The 19154-nt window shown below is 73.2% G+C and carries 16 protein-coding genes and 1 tRNA gene; 9 read left to right on the forward strand and 8 right to left on the reverse strand.

The window, feature by feature from the left end:
* Nucleotides 1-73 precede the first annotated feature (73 nt).
* Entirely contained in the window at nucleotides 74-1570 is a 1497-nt protein-coding gene (locus SPRI_RS21000) for a class I adenylate-forming enzyme family protein (protein ID WP_005316130.1), read from the reverse strand.
* Between the two features lie 133 nt (nucleotides 1571-1703).
* On the opposite strand from SPRI_RS21000, the gene SPRI_RS21005 reads away from it, so the two are divergent.
* The 4 genes from SPRI_RS21005 (at nucleotide 1704) to SPRI_RS21020 (ending at nucleotide 5855) form a co-directional block, all read left to right on the forward strand.
* The gene (locus SPRI_RS21005) at nucleotides 1704-2900 is read left to right on the forward strand and encodes an amidohydrolase family protein (protein ID WP_005316132.1); all 1197 of its coding nucleotides are present in this window, start codon (nucleotides 1704-1706) and stop codon (nucleotides 2898-2900) included.
* On the forward strand, nucleotides 2900-4033 hold the full coding sequence (locus SPRI_RS21010; RefSeq protein ID WP_005316133.1) for an acyl-CoA dehydrogenase family protein: 1134 nt from the start codon (nucleotides 2900-2902) through the stop codon (nucleotides 4031-4033). The genes SPRI_RS21005 and SPRI_RS21010 overlap by 1 nt, the downstream gene beginning before the upstream one ends.
* Complete coding sequence (locus SPRI_RS21015) at nucleotides 4033-4953, forward strand: acyl-CoA dehydrogenase family protein (protein ID WP_005316135.1); 921 nt, start codon at nucleotides 4033-4035, stop codon at nucleotides 4951-4953. Before SPRI_RS21010 ends, SPRI_RS21015 begins: the two co-directional genes overlap by 1 nt.
* Before the next feature lie 446 nt (nucleotides 4954-5399).
* Nucleotides 5400-5855 carry an ATP-binding protein gene (locus SPRI_RS21020; RefSeq protein ID WP_005316140.1) on the forward strand — a complete coding sequence of 152 codons (456 nt, stop codon included), beginning with the start codon at nucleotides 5400-5402 and terminating at the stop codon, nucleotides 5853-5855.
* Nucleotides 5856-5949: 94 nt separating this feature from the next.
* Here SPRI_RS21020 and SPRI_RS21025 read toward each other — a convergent pair whose 3' ends face one another.
* The gene (locus SPRI_RS21025; RefSeq protein WP_005316144.1) at nucleotides 5950-6876 is read right to left on the reverse strand and encodes a cyclase family protein; all 927 of its coding nucleotides are present in this window, start codon (nucleotides 6874-6876) and stop codon (nucleotides 5950-5952) included.
* 83 nt (nucleotides 6877-6959) lie between these two features.
* Here SPRI_RS21025 and SPRI_RS21030 point away from each other — a divergent pair, with 83 nt between their 5' ends.
* The 4 genes from SPRI_RS21030 (at nucleotide 6960) to SPRI_RS38530 (ending at nucleotide 10437) form a co-directional block, all read left to right on the forward strand.
* On the forward strand, nucleotides 6960-7871 hold the full coding sequence (locus SPRI_RS21030; RefSeq protein WP_005316147.1) for an SDR family oxidoreductase: 912 nt from the start codon (nucleotides 6960-6962) through the stop codon (nucleotides 7869-7871).
* A 9-nt stretch (nucleotides 7872-7880) separates the two neighbouring features.
* Nucleotides 7881-9011: an acyl-CoA dehydrogenase family protein gene (locus tag SPRI_RS21035; protein ID WP_005316150.1), complete on the forward strand. Its 1131-nt coding sequence runs from the start codon at nucleotides 7881-7883 to the stop codon at nucleotides 9009-9011.
* Nucleotides 9008-10057 carry a Zn-dependent alcohol dehydrogenase gene (locus SPRI_RS21040; RefSeq protein WP_005316152.1) on the forward strand — a complete coding sequence of 350 codons (1050 nt, stop codon included), beginning with the start codon at nucleotides 9008-9010 and terminating at the stop codon, nucleotides 10055-10057. The genes SPRI_RS21035 and SPRI_RS21040 overlap by 4 nt, the downstream gene beginning before the upstream one ends.
* Nucleotides 10058-10317: 260 nt before the next feature.
* Nucleotides 10318-10437, forward strand: a tRNA-OTHER gene (locus SPRI_RS38530).
* Nucleotides 10438-10481: 44 nt separating this feature from the next.
* On the opposite strand, the gene SPRI_RS21045 is transcribed toward SPRI_RS38530, so the two are convergent.
* A complete protein-coding gene (locus tag SPRI_RS21045; protein ID WP_005316157.1) occupies nucleotides 10482-11468 on the reverse strand; it encodes a GlxA family transcriptional regulator in 987 nt (328 codons plus the stop codon).
* A gap of 62 nt (nucleotides 11469-11530) precedes the next feature.
* Between SPRI_RS21045 and SPRI_RS21050 the strand changes: the two genes are divergently transcribed.
* Entirely contained in the window at nucleotides 11531-12847 is a 1317-nt protein-coding gene (locus SPRI_RS21050) for an MFS transporter (protein ID WP_005316160.1), read from the forward strand.
* Here the strand turns inward: SPRI_RS21050 and SPRI_RS21055 are convergent.
* The 5 genes from SPRI_RS21055 to SPRI_RS21075 form a co-directional block, all read right to left on the reverse strand.
* Nucleotides 12844-13347: a DUF1203 domain-containing protein gene (locus tag SPRI_RS21055; protein ID WP_005316163.1), complete on the reverse strand. Its 504-nt coding sequence runs from the start codon at nucleotides 13345-13347 to the stop codon at nucleotides 12844-12846. The genes SPRI_RS21050 and SPRI_RS21055 overlap by 4 nt on opposite strands.
* A gap of 39 nt (nucleotides 13348-13386) precedes the next feature.
* Nucleotides 13387-13977, reverse strand: a complete 591-nt coding sequence (locus SPRI_RS21060; RefSeq protein ID WP_037776656.1) for a flavin reductase family protein — start codon at nucleotides 13975-13977, stop codon at nucleotides 13387-13389.
* 78 nt (nucleotides 13978-14055) lie between these two features.
* Nucleotides 14056-14847: an enoyl-CoA hydratase/isomerase family protein gene (locus tag SPRI_RS21065; RefSeq protein ID WP_005316167.1), complete on the reverse strand. Its 792-nt coding sequence runs from the start codon at nucleotides 14845-14847 to the stop codon at nucleotides 14056-14058.
* The gene (locus SPRI_RS21070) at nucleotides 14838-17069 is read right to left on the reverse strand and encodes an acetate--CoA ligase family protein (protein ID WP_005316170.1); all 2232 of its coding nucleotides are present in this window, start codon (nucleotides 17067-17069) and stop codon (nucleotides 14838-14840) included. Before SPRI_RS21070 ends, SPRI_RS21065 begins: the two co-directional genes overlap by 10 nt.
* Nucleotides 17070-17941: 872 nt before the next feature.
* Nucleotides 17942-19105, reverse strand: coding sequence for a flavin-containing monooxygenase (locus SPRI_RS21075; RefSeq protein ID WP_053557175.1), 1164 nt, complete (start codon nucleotides 19103-19105; stop codon nucleotides 17942-17944).
* Nucleotides 19106-19154 lie beyond the last annotated feature (49 nt).

The raw sequence follows: 19154 nt of genomic DNA on the forward strand, positions 1-19154 counted from the left end.
GCCCCGCGCCGCACGGCGTCCCGGGACGGCGGACCGGACCGGGCCGGCACCCCTTGCCCGGTCCCAAAGCTCATCATGCGTACGTTTCACGCAGTTTGTACTTGAGTACCTTCCGCAGGGCCTCGTTGCGCGGAAGCGTGTCCACCACCTCCAGTTGTTCCGGGAGTTTGTGGGGCGCGAGGCCCGTGCCGCGGAGGAAGGCGGTGATGTCCGCCAGTGTGGGATCCGTCACGCCCGGCGCCCGCTCCACGACCGCGCACACCCGTTCGCCGCGCGCCTCGTCCGGCAGGCCGACGACGGCCACGTCGCCGACCGCGGGGTGGCCGTGCAGCAGGTCCTCGATCTCCTTGGCCGAGATGTTCTCGCCCTTGCGGATGATGACGTCCTTGGCCCGCCCCGTGAGCACGAGGTGCCCGCTGCCGGTGAGCCGGCCGAGGTCGCCGGTGATCAGGAAGCCGTCCGCGTCGAAGGCCGCGGCCGTCGCCGCGGGGTCCAGGTAGCCCTGGCAGACGGCCTCGCCGCGCAGCCTGACCTCGCCGTCGACGATCCGTATCTCCATTCCGGCGGGCGGTCGGCCCTCGGTCCGCACGAGGTCGTCCTCGCTGTCGTCCGGCGAACCCATGGTGATCATCGGGACCTCGGTCATGCCGTAGCCGTGGGTGAGCACGCAGTCCATCTCGCGGACCACGGCGCGGTGCAGTTCCGGCGGCTTGGGCGCGCCGCCGCCGGCCAGCAGCCGCAGGGTGGGGATCAGCTTCCTGCCGGGCCGCTTGCGCTGTTCGGCGAGGAACATCGCGTAGAACGCGGTGGAGCCGCCGGCGATCGTGACGCCGTGCCTGCGGTACTCCTCCAGCGCCTCGGGCAGCGCGAACTTCTCGAAGAGCACCGCGGGGAACCCGTACAGCAGGAGCATCACCAGGTAGTCCGGTCCGCCGATGTGCGCGAACGGGAAGGCGATCGAGCCGATGTCGTCCTCGGACAGGCGCAGCGCGTGCGCCAGGCACGAGCCGCCCGCGATCAGCGAACGGTCTGTGTGCAGCACTCCCTTGGGGTCGGAGGTGGTGCCGGAGGTCCAGTAGATCCAGCGCACGTCCGTACCGGAGGCGGGGGGCGCGGGCAGGGCGGACGGATCGCCGTCGGGCAGCGACGCGTACGCCTCGAAGACGCCACGGGCGCCTGCCCGCCGCGCCATGGCGGTGTGGTCGAAGCCGCGCCACTCGCCCGGCACGGCGAAGTACGCGGCGCGTGACTCGCGGAGCGCGAAACCGACCTCCCGGTCCCGGTAGAAGGGGATGACGGGCGACTGGACGGCGCCGAGGCGGGCGAGCGCCACGGTCAGCAGCACCGTCTCGATCCGGGTGGGCAGCTGCCAGGCCACGACCGTGCCGGGGCGTACGCCCTTCGCGTACAGCCCGGCGGCGGTCCGTTCCGCGCGGGTGCGCAGTTCGCCGAAGGTGAGGACGCGCTCGTCCTGGAGCAGGACGGGCCGGTGAGGGGTGAGGGCGGCCCGGCGCTCGACGAGTTCCCAGAGGGTGCGGGCCGAACCCAGTGCGTGCGCGGTCTCTTCCATGCCCGGACACCTCCGCGGAAGCGGTCTCTGACGATGCGTCAGATCGTAGGGTCGACCGCCTTGTCGGTCCAGGGGTGCGGGGCTAGCCTGAGCGACGGAACTGACGCACCGTCAGGAGCGGAGGAAGGTCCCGATGGAACAGGAACTGCCCCGGATCGTCAGCGTCGACGACCATGTCATCGAACCGGCGCACCTCTTCGAGACCTGGCTCCCCGCCAAGTACCGCGAGCGCGGGCCCAAGCCGCTGACCGCCGGGATCGGCGAGCTGGCCTACGTCGGCGGCAAGTACCGGATCACGATGGACCCGGAAGGCCCGCCCACCGACTGGTGGATCTACGAGGACCTCAAGTTCCCGTACAAGCGCAACATCGCCGCCGTCGGATTCGACCGCGACGAGATGACCCTCGAGGGCATCACCCGGGCCGAGATGAGGCCCGGCTGCTGGGATCCCGCGGAGCGCCTCAAGGACATGGACCTGAACCACGTCGAGGCGTCACTCTGCTTCCCCACCTTCCCCCGCTTCTGCGGCCAGACCTTCGCGGAGGCCCACGACAAGGAGGTCGCGCTCGCCTGCGTCCGCGCCTACAACGACTGGATGGTCGAGGAGTGGTGCGGCGACAGCGGCGGCCGGCTCGTCCCGCTGTGCATCGTCCCGCTGTGGGACATCGGGCTGGCCGTCGCCGAGATCCGCAGGAACGCGGCGCGCGGCGTACGCGCCGTCACCTTCTCCGAGATCCCCACATACCTCGGGCTGCCGTCGATCCACTCCGGCTACTGGGACCCGTTCTTCGCCGTCTGCCAGGACACCGGCACCGTCGTCAACATGCACATCGGCTCGTCGTCCCAGATGCCCGCCGCCTCGCCGGACGCGCCGCCCGCCGTGCAGGCCGCGCTCTCCTTCAACAACGCCATGGCCTCGATGACCGACTTCCTCTTCAGCGGCGTCCTGGTGCGCTTCCCGCGGCTCAAGCTCGCCTACAGCGAAGGGCAGATGGGATGGATCCCCTACGCCCTGGAACGCGCCGACGACGTGTGGGAGGAGCACCGGGCCTGGGGCGGGGTGCGCGACCTGGTCCCCGAACCGCCCTCCACGTACTACTACCGGCAGATCTTCTGCTGCTTCTTCCGGGACAAGCACGGCGTCGCCTCCCTCGACGCCGTCGGCCGCGACAACGCCACCTTCGAGACCGACTACCCGCACGTCGACTCGACCTTCCCGCACACCAAGCAGGTCGCCCTCGACCATGTGAAGGACCTGGACGACGAGACCGTGTACAAGCTGATGCGCGGCAACGCCATCCGCATGCTCGGCCTGGACCTGGACACGTAGTGGACCTGGCGTACACCGCCGCTGAGGAGGAGTTCCGGGCCCGGCTGCGCGACTGGCTGGCGGGCACACTGCCCACGCTGCCCCCACCGCCGCCGGCCGGCGACTGGCCGGCGCGGCGCGCCCACGACAGCGCCTGGCAGCGCAGGCTGTACGACGCGGGCTACGGGAACGTGCACCTGGACGCCTCCCCGACCCTCCGGCTGATCTTCCTCGAGGAGACGGAGAAGGCCGGGGCGCCCTACGTCGGCGCCAACTTCGTCGGCCTGCTGCACGCCGGGCCGACCATCGCCGCGGAGGGCACGCCCGAACAGCGGGAACGCTGGCTGGGGCCGATCCTGCGCGGCGAGGAGATCTGGTGCCAGGGCTTCAGCGAACCGGACGCCGGGAGCGACCTCGCCTCCCTGCGGACCAAGGCGGTTCGCGACGGCGACGCCTACGTCGTCACCGGTCAGAAGATCTGGACCTCGCACGCCGAGGTGGCCGACTGGTGCGAACTGCTCGTACGCACCGACCCTGGCGCCCCCCGCCACCGCGGCATCACCTGGCTCGCGATGCGGATGGACGCGCCCGGCGTCACCGTACGGCCGCTGCGCACGCTGGCCGGGTCCACCGAGTTCGCCGAGGTGTTCCTCGACGAGGTCCGTGTGCCGGCCGCCGACCGCGTGGGCGAGGAGAACGACGGCTGGCGCGTCACCATGGTCACGCTGTCCTTCGAACGCGGCACCGCCTTCGCCGGCGAGGTCGTCGCCTGCCGCCGTACCCTCACCGAGGTGGCCACGCGGGCACGTGCGAACGGCTGCTGGGACGATCCGGTGCTGCGCCGCAGACTGGGCAGGCTGCACGCCGAGTTCACGGCACTGTGGCGGCTCGTCCAGTGGAACGTCAGCGAGGCCGCCGCCACCGGCGGTGTGCCCGGGACCGGCGGGTCCGTCTTCAAGCTCCGCTACTCCCAGGCCCGTCAGGAGCTGTACGACGCCACCGCTGAGGTCCTCGGCCCCGGCGCGCTCGACCTTTCGCTGCCCTGGACGCGGGAGCGGCTGTCGTCCCTCTCGTACACCATCGCCGCCGGCACCTCCCAGATCCAGCGGAACATCCTCGCCGAGCGCGTCCTCGGCCTGCCGAAAGGGCGCTGATGGACTTCCGGCTCAGCGACGACCAGCGGGCGCTGCGACGCGGCGTACGGGAACTGCTCGCCGGCCGCTTCGGGCGCGAGGCGCTGCGGGCCGCCGTGGACCGCGAGGGCGGGCTCGACCGGAAGCTGTGGCGCGAGCTCGGCGACGCCGGGTTCTTCGCGCTCCGGCTGCCGGAGGACGAAGGCGGGGCGGGCCTGGGCCTGCCGGAGGCGGTGCTCGTCTTCGAGGAGGTGGGCCGGGTGCTGCTGCCGGGGCCGCTGGTGGCGACGCATCTGGCGGCGGGGAGCGTGCCGGGAGCGGCCGACGGCACGGCGGTCGTCACCGCCGCGTCCGAACTGCCCTCCCTCGTACAGCACTTCGAAGACGCCGACACGGTCGTCGTCTTCGCGTCCGACGGCGTCCCGCACCGGGTGGACGTACCGGAGGCGGAAGCCGTGCCGTCCCTGGACCCGCTCACGCCCCTGCACCGCCTCCCGCGCCCGCCCTTGACGCCCGGTCCGCCGCCCGGGGCCGCCGTCCTCCTCACGGCCGCGGAGCAGCTCGGCAGCGCGGCCCGCAGCACCGAGGAGGCGGTGCGCCACGCGAAGAGCCGGGTGCAGTTCGGACGGCCGGTCGGCGGCTTCCAGGCCGTGGGGCACCTGTGCGCGGAGATGCTCGTCCGCACGGAGACCGCGCGGGCGGCCGTCTACGCGGCGGCCGTCGGCGGGGACCTCACGGAGATCGCCGGCGCCAAACTGCTCGCCGACGAGGCGGCGGTGCGCGGCGCCAGGGACTGCCTCCAGGTGTTCGGCGGCATGGGCTTCACCTGGGAGTCGGACGTGCACCTCCACCTCAAACGCGCCCTGCTGCGGGCCCGGAGATGGCTCACGACGGCCCGGGCGGAGGAGATCCAGGCGCAGGCTTTGGCCTCGGCATTCTGAACCGTCACCGTGCGTCGATACCGGGTTGTGTCCTTCCGAGGACTCGTCACAGGGTGGAGTCGGGCCACCACTCCGGTACTCTCCGTTGGATGAGAGTCGCAGCGATGACGGGGTCTCACGGTGCCGCCGGTCAGGCGGTCCCGGGCCCGTCGGTGCGCACTGTCCGGGGCGATCTCTCACGGCCGTCGGGTCGCAGGTGGGAACCCCTCCGGCGGTCGGCGGACGGTAGGCGGGCCGGGCTGCGAAAGTGTTCTGCGGCCTTGCGTTCGACTCCCCGGGGCGCGGGTCGCACAGTATGCACCATGCGTACTCCTTCACGCTGGAATATGCCCGAAGCGCTTGTTGCGGTGACTGACAGTCAATCATGCTGTGCTGTAAGGGAATCACATTCCGTTATGGCTGTGAGGCGCGAGGCTATGTGTCCGCCGGTTCGGGTGGTGTGAGCTGTGCAGGTGCTTCAGGTGCAGTTGGAGATCGGATCCGACCCTTCGGAGGTGGGGCGGGCCCGCAGATGGGCCCGGTCGCGGCTCCTCAAATCCGGTATGGGGGACGACGAGCCGCTGGCGGAGACGTTGATCCTGCTGATCTCGGAGCTCGTCACCAACGCCGTGGTGCACACCGGCTGTCCGGCCGTGCTGCGGATGCTGTTCGGTGCGGGCGCCGCGGAGGCGGGGACGGTCAGGGTCGAGGTCGCCGACGTCAGCGCCTGCCCGCCGAGACCGAGACACGCGCAGGGCGAGGACACCGGCGGGCGCGGCCTGGAGCTCGTCGACGGACTCGCGGACCGCTGGGGCTGGCAGCGGGAGGGCGCCGGCAAGTCCATCTGGTGCGAGGTGGACCGCGACCTGCCGGCGGACGCCAAGCAACTGGCAGGCCCGCCGGTCGCGGCGCGCGGCGCCTGATCCCGCCTTCGCGTAGAGGCGCGCGGCGTCTGATCCCGCACTTGTGCAGAGGCGCGCGGCGCCTGATCCCCTCTCCTGGGCCGGGGCGCGGGCGTCAGAGTACGGCCACCGGGGCGACCGGCGTGCCGGTCCCGCCGACGAACGGCTCCGCCATCGCCGACAGCAGGAACGCGTACCGCCCCTCCTGTGCACAGGCTGTGGACAGTTCCTCCAGATTCCAGTTCTGGCCCTGCAGCATGCCCATCTCCACGAGGTCGAGCGCGTGCACCGCGAGCCAGAGGTTCTCGATCTCCGGCGGGAAGATCTCGAACGTGAGGGTGTCGTTCGCGACGGCGGCGACGTCATGGGCGTGGAACCACTCGGGGGTGCGCACCGACAGGCCGGGCGAGGGGAACGCGTAGCCGTGCCGGTCGCCCTCCAGGCACAGCCGCATCTGCCCCGTCCGTACGAGGACGATGTCGCCCGCGCGGACGGAGACCCGGCCGTACTCCGCCGCCTCCTCCAGGTCCGCGGGAGTGACGGCGTGGTCCCCGGGAAGTCGGTCCACGCCCTTCGCCCGTGCCACGTCCAGCAGGACGCCCCGTGAGACGACGGGCGTGGCCTTGTCGATGCCGCTGAAGCGGGCCCGGTCGTGCGGCGTGATCGTGCCGGCCGGACGGCCGTTGTAGATCCGGCCCGAGTGCGAGGCGTGGGTGAGGGCGTCCCAGTGGGTGGCCGCCTGGAGTCCCATCGTCACGGTGTCGTCGCTGGTGGCGACGGTCCCCGGCCCGAAGAGCTCCTGGTTGATCTGGACCATCGTGTGCAGCGGGTTCACCCGGCCCGGGATGACGCCGGTCTGCACGCCGTCCTGCCGGAGCGGGAGCGCGAGGGGGACGCGCCGGCCGCTGCGCACCGTGGCGGCGGCGTTCCTGACCACCTCGCCGGTGATCAGGTTCAGGGTGCCGATCTCGTCGTCGTCGCCCCAGCGCCCCCAGTTGTTGACGCGCTTCGCGATGTCGTGGAACGCGGCCGGCAATGACATCTGGCCTCCCGGGGCTTGTGCTCATGCGGCGGACTGACCCTAGAATCTAACGGTCCGTCAGAAACTGCGGGAAGGGGCCGGTCGTGGGGAACTTCTTGGCAGGCAAGGCCGTCGCCGTGACGGGAGCGGGCCGCGGCATCGGGCGGGCGGTGGCCCTCGCCTGCGCGGCGGAGGGCGCGAGCGTCGTCGTGAACGACCACGGGGTGTCGGTCGACGGGTCGTCCCCCACGTCCGGGATCGCGGACGGCGTGGCGAAGGAGATCGGGGCGGCGGGCGGAACGGCCGTCGCCGTGGCCGACGACATCGCCACGATGGCGGGCGGACAGCGCGTCGTGGACGTCGCGCTCGCCGAGTACGGACGCCTGGACGGGGTCGTCTGCACGGCCGGCATCCTGCGTGAACGCATGCTGTTCAACATGTCGGAGGAGGAGTGGGACCCGGTCCTCGCCACCCACCTCAAAGGCACCTTCACCGTCTTCCGCGCCGCGTCGGCGGTGATGCGGGCCCAGCGCTCCGGCACCCTGATCGGCTTCACCAGCGGCAACCACCAGGGCAGCGTCTCCCAGGCCAACTACTCGGCAGCCAAGGGCGGCGTCATCTCACTGGTCCGCAGCGCGGCGCTGGGTCTGCACAAGTACGGCGTCACGGCCAACGCGGTGGCCCCGGTCGCCCGGACCCGTATGTCGGAAGGCGTCCCCGTGGAACTCAAGGAGATCGGCGACCCCGAGGACGTCGCCGCCCTGGTCGTCTACCTGCTCTCCGAGCGGGCCCGCGCCGAGCGGATCACCGGCCAGGTCTACACGATCGCCGGCCCCAAGATCGCGGTCTGGGCGCAGCCGAGGGAGCTCCGCGCGGCCTACGGGGAAGGCCCCTGGACACCCGACCGGATAGCCGACTTCCTCCCCGGCACGGTCGGCACCGACCCCATGCCGATGCTGGCCCACCTGGAGGCCATGGCCGCGGCCGCGGCCCACGGCGCCCGCCCGAACGCGTGAGCCGCCGCCATGGACTTCCGCTTCGGTGAGGACGACGAGACCTTCCGCCGTACCGCACGGGCCTGGCTCGAGGAGCACCCCTACCGGGGGAGCGGCGCCCGGGAGTGGGAGCGTGAGCTCGGGCGGGGCGGGTGGATCGGGATCGGCTGGGGGACCGGGGCGTACGGGAGCAGGACCGCCACGCTCGTCCAGCAGGTCGTCTGGGCCGAGGAGTACGCGAGGGCCGGCGCCCCGGCACGCACCGGCCACATCGGGGAGAACCTGCTCGCCCCGACCCTCTTCGCCCACGGCAGCCGGGCGCAGCAGGACCGCTATCTGCCGGCAGTGGCGCGGGGCGACGCGATCTGGTGCCAGGGGTACAGCGAGCCGGACGCGGGGTCCGACCTGGCCGGGATCAGAACCGCCGCGAGGCGCCACGGCGACACGTACAGGGTCACCGGACAGAAGATCTGGACCTCGCTGGCCCGCGACGCCGACCACTGTTTCGTGCTCGCCCGCACCGATCCGGCCGCGCGCCGCCACCACGGCCTCTCGTTCCTGCTCGTGCCCATGGACCAGCCCGGCCGGATCGAGGTGCGTCCCATCCGGCAGATGTCGGGGACGGCGGAGTTCAACGAGGTCTTCTTCGACGGGGCCCGCGCGGCGGAGATCGTCGGCGGGGAGGGCAACGGCTGGCGGGTGGCGATGAGCCTGCTCGCCCTCGAGCGCGGCGTCTCCACCCTCGCCCAGCAGATCGGCTTCGAGACCGAACTGCGGCGGGTGATCCGCCTCGGTGTCGAGACGGGCGCGGTGGACGATCCCGTGATCCGGGCGGGCCTCGTCCGCCTGTGGGCCGAACTGCGCACCATGCGCTGGAACGCCCTGCGCACCCTCGGCGGCGCCGGGGACGACGGCGCGCCGAGCGTCGCCAAACTGCTCTGGGGCGGCTGGCACCGGCGCCTCGGCGAGCTCGCGTCGGGCGTGCGGGGCGCGACGGCCACCGTCGGCCCCCGTCCCTGGCGTCCCGATGCGTACGAACTCGACGACCTGCAACGCCTGTTCCTCTTCTCCCGTGCCGACACCATCTACGGCGGCTCGGACGAGATCCAGCGGAACATCATCGCCGAGCGGGTGCTCGGCCTGCCGAAGGAGCCGCGATGAGAGGTGTCGTCTTCGACGGCGAACAGGCCGAGGTCGTCACGGACCTGGAGGTACGGGACCCCGGGCCCGGCGAGGTCGCCGTCGACATCGCGGCCGCCGGGCTCTGCCACAGCGACCTGTCGGTGATCGACGGCACGATCCCCTTCCCCGTGCCGGTGGTGCTCGGCCACGAGGGCGCGGGCGTCGTCGCGGCGGTCGGCCCGGGGATCGGCCATGTGGCCCCGGGCGACCATGTCGCGCTGTCGACCCTCGCCAACTGCGGCGCCTGCGCCGACTGCGACCGCGGGCGCCCCACCATGTGCCGCCGGGCGATCGGCCGGCCCGGCCGTCCCTTCTCCCGGTCGGGCACGCCGCTGTTCCAGTTCGCGTCCAACTCCGCGTTCGTGGAGCGCACGGTCGTCAAGGCCGTGCAGGCGGTGCGGATCCCCGCGGACATCCCCCTCACCTCGGCCGCGCTGATCGGCTGCGGCGTCCTGACCGGTGTCGGGGCCGTGCTCAACCGGGCCGAGGTGCGGCACGGTGACACGGTCGTCGTCATCGGCACCGGCGGCATCGGACTCAACGTCCTCCAGGGCGCCAGGATCGCCTGTGCCTCCGCGATCCTCGCCGTCGACACCAACCCGGCGAAGGAGGCCGTGGCCCGGCAGTTCGGCGCGACGCACTTCCTCGGGTCGGCCGACGGCGTGCGCGAGGTCCTGCCGACCGGTGCGGACCACGTCTTCGAGTGTGTCGGCAGCGCCGCGCTGGTGCGGCAGGCGATCGACCTGCTCGACCGGCACGGCCAGGCGATCCTGCTGGGGATGCCCGCCCCCACGGCCGAGGCGTCCTTCCTGCCCGCGGCGATGTTCCTGGACAAGTCGGTGCTCGGCTGCCGTTACGGCTCCTCCCGGCCCCAGCACGACATCGCGCTCTACGCCGATCTGTACCGCAGGGGCGGCCTGCTGCTCGACGAACTGGTCACCGCCACCTACCCCGTGGAGGACTTCGCCAAGGCGGCCGAGGACGCGAGGCAGGGGCGGGTGGCGCGGGGCGTGCTCACGTTCTGAGGATCCGTCCGACAGGTGGTCGAAGACCGCTGCCGGTCGCAACGTGCAGGCCGTCGCGGTGATGCGTGAGCGGGCAGGCGCGCCGAGGCCGGGGACCCAGGAGTGCGTGGACCTGCTGGACCGGCGTGCCACCGCTCTGAAGGGGCAGGACGGCGAGCGTCGCGAGGTTCCCGGCCCGGATCACGCCGTTGACGGGTGGCCCCGGCCGGGCCGCCCCCCGTAGGGTCTCAGGACCGGGGTCGCGCGGCCCCGCAGGTCCCGGGGCCGTGGCAGAGCGGCCCATTGCGATCGGCGTGGGGGAGGCCCTTCCCACGCCGACTGACGGGGTGAGGGGCGGGCCTGCCCCTCCCCGTCCGCGGGTTCGAATCCCGCCGGCTCCGTGACCGCCCCCCCCCGAAGGCCGCGCCCGCGCCCCGCCCAGGCGTCAGGCGTCGCCCGCGCTCGCGCGGAACGTGCTTCGGTAGACCGTCGGCGGGACGCCGAGCGCCGCCTGCAGATGCTGGCGCATCGACTGGGCCGTGCCGAAGCCCGCGTCCCGTGCCACCTGGTCCACGGACAGGTCCGTGGACTCCAGCAGGTGCCGGGCCCGTTCGACCCGTTGCTGGGTGAGCCACTGTCCCGGGCTGATGCCGACCTCCTCCCGGAAGCGGCGGGTGAAGGTCCGCACGGACATCGACTCCTGGTCGGCCAGGTCCCGTAGCCGCAGCGGCTCGTGCAGCCGGCCGAGCGCCCAGGCACGCGCGGCCGTGGTCGTCGCCAACTGCGGTTCGGGGACGGGCCGGTGGATGTACTGGGCCTGACCGCCGTCGCGGTGCGGCGGTACGACGGTCCTGCGCGCCACCTCGTTGGCGACGGCGGCGCCGTGGTCGCGGCGCACGATGTGCAGGCAGAGGTCGAGGCCGGCCGCGACCCCCGCCGACGTGAGCACATCGCCGTCGTCGATGAACAGGACGTCCGCGTCGACCTTGACGGACGGGAACATCCGCTGGAAGTGCTCGGCCGCCGACCAGTGCGTCGTGGCGGGGCGGCCGTCGAGATAGCCGGCGGCGGCGAGCACGTATCCGCCGGTGCAGATGGACACCATGCGGGTGCCGGGCCGGATGTGCGCCAGGGCGGCGGCCAGGTCGTCGGGGAGCCGGCCCTCGTCGTAGACGGGCCCCAGCTCGTACGGCGCGGGGACGACGACCGTGTCCGCGGTGGCCAGTGCCTTCGGCCCGTGCTCGACCTGCACGGCGAAGTCGGCGTCGGTCATGACCGGTCCCGGCCTGATGCCGCAGGTGAGGATCTCGTAGAGGGCGTTGCCGGCGGCGTCCTTGGCGCGGCCGAAGATCCGGTGCGGGATGCCGAGCTCGAAGGGGAGCAGCCCGTGCAGCGCGAGGACCACGATCCGGTGCCTTCTCGCAGCAGTCATGGCCCGATCCTATCGAATGCTGTCCTTTGGGCCACTCGTTGTGAGCGGGTCAGAACCGGAAGCTGAGTGACGTGACCCAGACAACCGCGCCCAGCACCGGCTCCCAGCAGCCTCTTCGCCGCCCGCCCCGTATCCACCGCGCCTGGTTCGTCGCGGCCGTCACCTTCGTGACGATCATCGGCGCGGCGGCCTTCGCGTCCCTGCCCGGTCTCCTGATCGAACCGCTGCACTCGGACTTCGGCTGGTCGCGCGGCACGATCGGCTTCGCCGTCTCGGTGAACCTGGCTCTGTACGGGCTGACCGCGCCGTTCGCCGCCGCCCTGATGGACCGGTTCGGCATCCGCCGGGTCGTCGCCGTCGCGCTGACCGTGATCGCGATCGGGTCGGCGCTGACGGTGACGATGACCGCGGCCTGGCAACTGGTCCTGTACTGGGGCGTCCTCGTCGGCCTCGGCTCCGGTTCCATGGCGCTCGCGTTCGCCGCGACGGTCACCAACCGGTGGTTCGTGCAGCGCCGCGGCCTGGTCACCGGCATCCTCACCGCCGCGGGCGCGTCCGGGCAGCTCGTCTTCCTGCCGCTGCTGTCCTGGCTGGTGGAGAACCACGGCTGGGAGCCCGCCTCGATCACCGTCGCGCTCTCCGCGCTGGCCGTCGTCCCCTTCGTCTGGCTTCTGCTGCGTGACCACCCGGCCGACGTGGGCCTCGCCGCGTACGGGGCCGAGGGCTTCACGCCCAAGCCGGAGCCGGTGCCCGGCGCGGCGCGCAGGGCACTCGCCGTCCTCTTCCGCGCCGCCCGGACCGGGCCGTTCTGGCTGCTGGCCGGCACCTTCGCGATCTGCGGGGCCTCGACGAACGGCCTGGTCAAGACGCACTTCGTGCCGGCGGCGCACGACCACGGAATGCCGATCACGGCCGCCGCGTCGCTGCTCGCCGTGATCGGGGTCTTCGACGTCGTCGGCACGATCGCGTCCGGCTGGTTCACCGACCGCTTCGACGCGCGCCGTCTCCTCGCCGTGTACTACGCGCTGCGCGGCGTCTCGCTGCTGTTCCTGCCGTTGCTGCTCGGGCCGTCCGTCCAGCCGCCGATGATCTTCTTCATCGTCTTCTACGGACTCGACTGGGTCGCCACCGTCCCGCCGACGATCGCCCTGTGCCGCGAGCACTACGGCGACGACAGCGCGATCGTCTTCGGCTGGGTACTGGCCTCCCATCAGGTCGGCGCGGCCGTCGTCGCCTTCGCGGGCGGCGTCGCCCGCGACGTGTTCGGCGAGTACGACGTGGTCTGGTACGCCTCCGGCGCCCTGTGCGCGGCAGCGGCCCTGATGGCCCTGGTCATCCGCCGCAAGCCGCTCCCGAAGGTCCCGGTCGCCACGGTCTAGCGGCGGCGGATCTCGACCATGAAGCAGCCGAACTCCACGGCGCGTACGTGCACCAGGGCCACCGCCGGGTCGGCGAAGACGTCCCGCAGGACGCCGTCGACCTCGGCGGCGCGCTCGTGGGGGAGCTCGACCAGCGTGCCGCCGAGGATGCGCCCGCCGGTGTCGTAGGCGCGCAGCACCCTTCGCGCGCCGTGGAGTGCGACCGGGTAGCCGGGCCCGGACGTCTGCCCGGCGCACTCCTGCGCGTGGACGAAGACGGGCCCGCGCTCGTCGTAGGGCCCCGGCTCGGCGCCGGTCGCGGCGGCCCAGCGGCGCAGCGGCGCGTACGAGACGAGAACGATGCGCTCGCCGGCCTCGCTGTGCCGCAGGCAGCAGCGCAGCGGGGCGCCGCCCTCCGCGTCGACGGCGGGCCGCGGGACGAGCCCCGCGTCGTCGTGTTCGCGCAGCTGCTTCAGCACGGCGGGCGCGATGGCGAGGGTTTCGTAGGTCGTCGTGGTCATGCGACCAGCATCGGAGGCGGGACCGGCACGTGCCGGCGGCTATCGGACGTCGAACCGCCCGAACCGCCCGCGGTGGAACAGCAGCGGCGCACCGTCCTCCTCCGCGTCCAGCGCCGCCACCCGGCCGACCACGAGGAGGTGGTCGCCGCCGGTGTGCACGGCCTGGACGGTGCAGTCGATCCAGGCGGGCGCACCGTTCAGCAGCGGCGCTCCGGTGACGGGCGCCGGCCGGTACGCGACCCCGGCGAACTTGTCGCCCCCGCTCACGGCGAAGCCCCGGCAGAGCGCGCCCTGCTCCTCGCCGAGGATGTTGACGCAGAAGCCGCCGGCGCGGGCGATCCGCGGCCAGGTCGTGGACCTGCGCCCCACCATGAAGACGACGAGCGGCGGATCGAGCGACAGCGACGCGAACGACTGGCAGGCGAAACCCGCGGGCCCGTCCTCGCCGACCGCCGTCACGACGGTCACCCCGCTGGCGAAGTGCCCGAGCACCCGCCGGAACTCGTCCCTCCCGACGGGCACCCGCTCGTCCTCCCCGACCGCGCGCAACGTGGGCGCGGGCAACGCCTCGTACGGTCCGGCGGTGGGCGCACCGGCGGAGCGGAGGTAGCGAACGGCGGTGGCGGCCATGGCGGCGTGTCCCATCACACCTCCATTGAACCTGACGGTTCGTCAGAAAAGAACCCCCGGGACTCGCTGAGGGAGTGGCTACCGCCCCTCGAAACGCGCCTCCCGGCGTTCCACGAAACTCGCCACGCCCTCCTGGGCGTCCCGCGTCGCCATGTTCAGTTCCTGCGCCGTGGCCTCCGCCGCGAAGGATGCCGCGCGGTCCGCGTCCAGGGACGTGTTCACCAGGTGTTTGGTGAGGGCGAGCGCCCGGGTCGGGCCACCGGCGAGGCGGGCGGACCACTCGCGGGCCGTCTTCCCGAGGGCGTCCGCCGGGACGACCCGGTTGACGAGTCCCAGGCGCTCCGCGTCCACCGCGGAGAGGGCGTCGCCGAAGAACATCAGCTCCTTCGCGCGCCGCGGGCCGATCAGCCGGGGCAGCAGGTACGCCCCGCCGCCGTCCGGCACGAGGCCACGCCGTACGAACACCTCGATGAAGCGCGCGCCTTCCGCCGCGAGGACCAGGTCGCAGGCGAACGCCAGATGCGCGCCGATGCCGGCCGCCGTGCCGTTGACCGCCGCGATCACCGGCTTCTCGCAGTCCAGCACCGCACCGATCAGCCGCTGCGCGCCGAGCCGGATCGTACGGGCGACGTCGCCGGGCGCCGGAGCGCCGGCGGGAGTGCCGCGCAGGTCCGCCCCCGCGCAGAAGCCGCGCCCGGTCGCGGTGACCACGACGGCGCGGACCGCCGGGTTTGAGGAGGCCGCGCCGAGCAGGTCGATGACGCGTTCCCGCTGCTCGCGCGTCAGCGCGTTCATCACCTCCGGGCGGTTGAGCGTGATCCAGGAGACGGACCCTTCGACCTCGTGCAGGACGTCCGGGCTCACCGGCACACCGCCAGCGCGTCCAGCGCCACCGCGCCCTGCCCGCGCGGCAGCACCATCAGCGGGTTGACGTCCAGTTCCGCGAGCTGGCCGCCCAGTTCGAGCGCCATCCGCTGGACCCGCAGCACCACCTCCACCAGCGCGTCCACGTCCACGGGCGGTCCGCCCCGCACGCCCTCCAGCAGCGCGCGGCCCCGTAGTTCACCGAGCATGTCGCGCGCCTGGTCCTCGCCGAAGGGCGGGACGCGTACGGCGGTGTCGTGCAGCACCTCCACCAGCACGCCGCCGAGCCCCACCGTCACGGTCGGACCGAACAGGTCGTCCTGGGCGACCCCGACGACCATCTCCACACCCCGCTCCACCATCTGGCACACCAGGACGCCGTCGAGGTCCACGCCCTCGTAGCGGGCGATGTCGGTGAGTTCGCGGTAGCTGTCGCGTACCTGGCTCGCCGAGGTGAGGCCGATCTTGACGAGGCCCAGCTCGGTCTTGTGCGCGAGCTGCGGAGCCGATGCCTTCATCACGACCGGGTAGCCCACCAGGGCCGCCGCCCGCACCGACGCCGCCGCGCTCGTCACCAGCTGTTCGCGGGGCACGCGGATCCCGTAGGCCCGCAGCAGCTGCTTCGCCGCGTGCTCGCTCAGCTGCTCGCCGGGCCGCATCAGCTCCTGCGCCTTGCGGTACGAGGGGGAGGGGGTGCGCGGCGCCTCGTCGAAGGGGGAGAGGTAGCGGTCCGTGAAGCGGTGGTGGGACAGGTGGGCGCGCACCGCCGTGATGCAGTTGGCGAAGGTGCGGAAGGTGGCGACGCGGGAGGAGCCGAGCAGCGTGTCACGGTAGGCGGCCTCGGTGCCGACGGGTGAGCCCCACACCACGCACACCAGCTTGTCCGTCGTCTCGGCCGCGTCGACGAGGTCCTGGGCGAGCCGGTCGCTCATCGGCGGGAAGGGGCCGGTGATCGGGCAGATGAGGACGCCCACCTCCGGGTCGGCCAGGATCGAGTCGATGATCTTCCGGCCGCGGCGGTCGCCGACCGGGTGGCCGCCGTTGTCGATCGGGTTCGAGACGTTCAGGTAGGGCGGTATCCACTGGTGCAGTTCGGCCTGGCGGGCGTCGCCGAGCCGTGGCAGCCGCAGGCCCGCCGCGGTCGCCAGGTCCGCGAAGTGCGCGCCCGTGCCGCCGGAGATCGAGTAGACGGCCACGCCGTCTGCGACCGGGCGGCGTGCACGTGCCAGCAGCGCCGCGGTGTCCTGGAGCTCGTCGAGGCCGTCGACGCGGATCACGCCGAACTGCCGCATCGCCGCGTCCACCACCTGGTCGCTGCCGGTGAGTTTGCCGGTGTGCGAGGCGGCCGTCCGCGCGCCGGCGTCGGTACGGCCGACCTTGACGGCGACGACCGGCACCCCGCGCCGGGCCGCCCGGTCGGCGGCGAGCAGGAAGGAGCGTCCGTCCTTCAGGCCCTCCACGTAGCAGGCGATGGCGCCGACCTCCGGGCGTTCGGCGAAGTACGAGATGAAGTCGGCGGTCTCGAGGTCGGCCTCGTTGCCGGTGGGCGCCCAGTGGGAGAGCCGTACGCCGAGCTCCTGCATGGTGAAGACGGGCCGGCCCTGGTGGCCGGACTGGGTGATGAGCGCGATGGCCGGCCCTTCGAGGTCGTCGCGGAACGACTCGAAGGCGTTGAGGTTGGTGTTGGGGCCGAGCAGCCGTACGCCGGAGCGCTCCACGGCGGCCGCGAGCCGCGCCTGCGCGGCGGCGCCCTGCTCGCCGGTCTCCGCGAATCCGGAGGCGAACGCGACGGCGAAGGGCACCTTGGCCTCGCCCAGTTGCGGGATCAGCGGGAGCGGGTCGCCGACCAGCAGCACGGCGAGGTCGACGCGGCCCGGCAGATCGGCGACGGACGGTACGCAGTCGAGGCCGAAGACGGAGGTCCGGGTGGGGTGCACGGGGTGCAGGCGGGCGCCGACGCGGGCGGCCCAGTCGACGAGTTGGCGGGTGATGCCGGTGCCCGGCCTGCCCTCGGTGTCCGAGGCCCCGACGACCGCGACGGAGGAGGGGCGGAAGAACCGGTCCAGGTCGGGCACCGGCGCGTACAGCGGCCGGCCGCTCACATCGAGGTCGCCCGCGGACGCGGCGGGTCCGGCGGCTTCGTGGACGGCGTTCACGGGGCGGTCGCCGCAGGCGACGACGCGCGCGCGAAGGTCGGAGGTGAGGGTGCCGTGCGTTGATCCGAGCATCGCTGGTCTCCGCTCCTGCTCGATGGCCGAGCTGCCCGGCCGCTTAACTGACGCACAGTCAGGTTAGCGAACTGACTGGTAGTCAGGAACCGTCGTGCGCCCGGAGAACACGCACCGCCCACGGTCGACCCGCCCTTGCGCGCGGAGCGCTGTGCCCCCACGGCGATGTCGCATCCGGGACCGGCCCGCCCCCGGGCCCGCCTCGGCCGACCGGACCGGAGGGCAGGGCCCGAGCGGCTGCCCGCGCCCGGGCCGCCCGTCCGGGCTCCGTCCGGAGCCGTGCGCGCATCGCGGCCGAGGGGGTCGGCGCCCCGCCCCTCGGGGCGGATCATCTGATGGAGGAGCTGTCTCCACCGCGCCAGGAAGACGGCGTCCGGCGCCGAGCGGTACGCACCCGCCGGTCGGCGGAGCAGCCGCCCAGGGTGGAGCGGTGCCCGCGTCCTGGCCGACCGCCCCGGCGCCCTGCGCAGGTCATCCGGCGCGACCTCGGCCGACCGGACCGAGCATCCGGGCCCGGACCGCCCGGCCCGAGCGGCTGCCCGCGCCCGGGCCGCCCGTCCCGGAGCGGTGCGTGGCCCGGCCCGGCATCGGCAGGCCCGGGCCGGCCGTCCTCGGGGGCGGACGTTCCGGTGAGGAAGGCGGCTCACCCTCCGTGCGACGGGGCCGCGACCGTCCGGAGCGGGTTTCCGGGCCGGCGGGGCAGACGGCCCGGCGGGTCATCGGCGCGACCTCGGTCGACCGGACCGAGCATCCGGGCCCGAGCGGCTGCCCGCGCCCGGGCCGCCCGGCCCGGACCGACGCGTGGCCCGGACCGCCCGGCCCGGACCGGCGCGTGGCCCGGCCCGGTCTCGGCGGCCCCGGGTCCGCTCCCGCTACGACAGCGCCTTCGCGATCCTGCGGGCGTCTATCGCCATCTCGCGGAGCATGCCGCTGATCGGGTTGGTGAAGCCGGTGAAGTACAGGCCCGGCGCCTGCTTCGGGGTGCGGCCGCCGTGGACGACGGGACGGCCGCGCTCGTCGAGCACGTCGAGGTGTCCCACCATCCCCTCCAGCCCGCGCCGGTAGCCGGTCGCGGCGATCACCGCGTCCGGGGAGATCCGCGTGCCGTCGGCCAGCACCGCCTTGCCGTCGTCGAAGGACTCGAGCGCCGCGACCGGCTCGACCCTGCCCGTGCGCACGGCGTCGATCAGGCCCACGTCCTGCACGGGGATGGCGCCTTCCCTGACACGTGAGTACAGGCCCGTGTCCGGGCGCGGCAGCCCCTGCGCGGAGAGGTCCGGTACGGCGATCCGGCACATGACCTCGCCCGCCCGGTCCACCAGCCGCACCGGGAGCCGGCGGACGAGGATGCCGGTGCGCTGGGCGGGCCAGCCCGCGGTGGAGCGGCGCACGATGTGCGGGACGGTGCGCACGGCCAGCCGTACGCGCGCGGCGCCGCCCTCCACGAGGTCGACGGCGATCTCGGCGCCGGTGTTGCCCACGCCGACGACGAGCACGTCCTTGCCCGCGAAGGGCGCGGGGTCGCGGTACTCGCCGGCGTGCAGCAGCCGGCCCTGGTAGGTCTCACGGCCCGCCCAGTCGGGCAGGTGCGGGGTGTGGTTGTAGCCCGTGGCCACCACGACCGCCCGCCCGGTCAGCCGGCGGCCGCCGGTGGCGTGCAGCAGCCAGTCGTTCCCGGCCGCCTCGATGCGGGACACCTCGACACCGGTGACGATCTCCAGCGCGTGGAACTCCGCGTACTTCTCCAGGTAGCGGACGACGTCGTCACGGGAGACCCAGCGGCCGAAGGAGCGGGGCATCGGCAGGCCGGGCAGCGCGGAGAGCCTGCGGGTGGTGTGCAGATGGAGCCTGTCGTAGTGCCGCCGCCAGGACGCGCCGACCGACTCGGACCTCTCGAGCACCACCGCCCGTACGCCCCGCTCGCGCAGTGCGGCCGCGGCGGCGAGGCCGCCCGGACCGCCGCCGACGACGTACACGGGGCGGTCGTTCGTCCGGTCGATGCCCGGGTGTCTGTCGGAGTCCTTCTCGTCGGCCATGAGCGTGAGCGTAATGACCCGCCGGTTTGATGGGTCTCAGTCAAGACGG

The sequence above is a fragment of the Streptomyces pristinaespiralis genome (assembly GCF_001278075.1).
Taxonomy (GTDB): Bacteria; Actinomycetota; Actinomycetes; order Streptomycetales; family Streptomycetaceae; genus Streptomyces; species Streptomyces pristinaespiralis.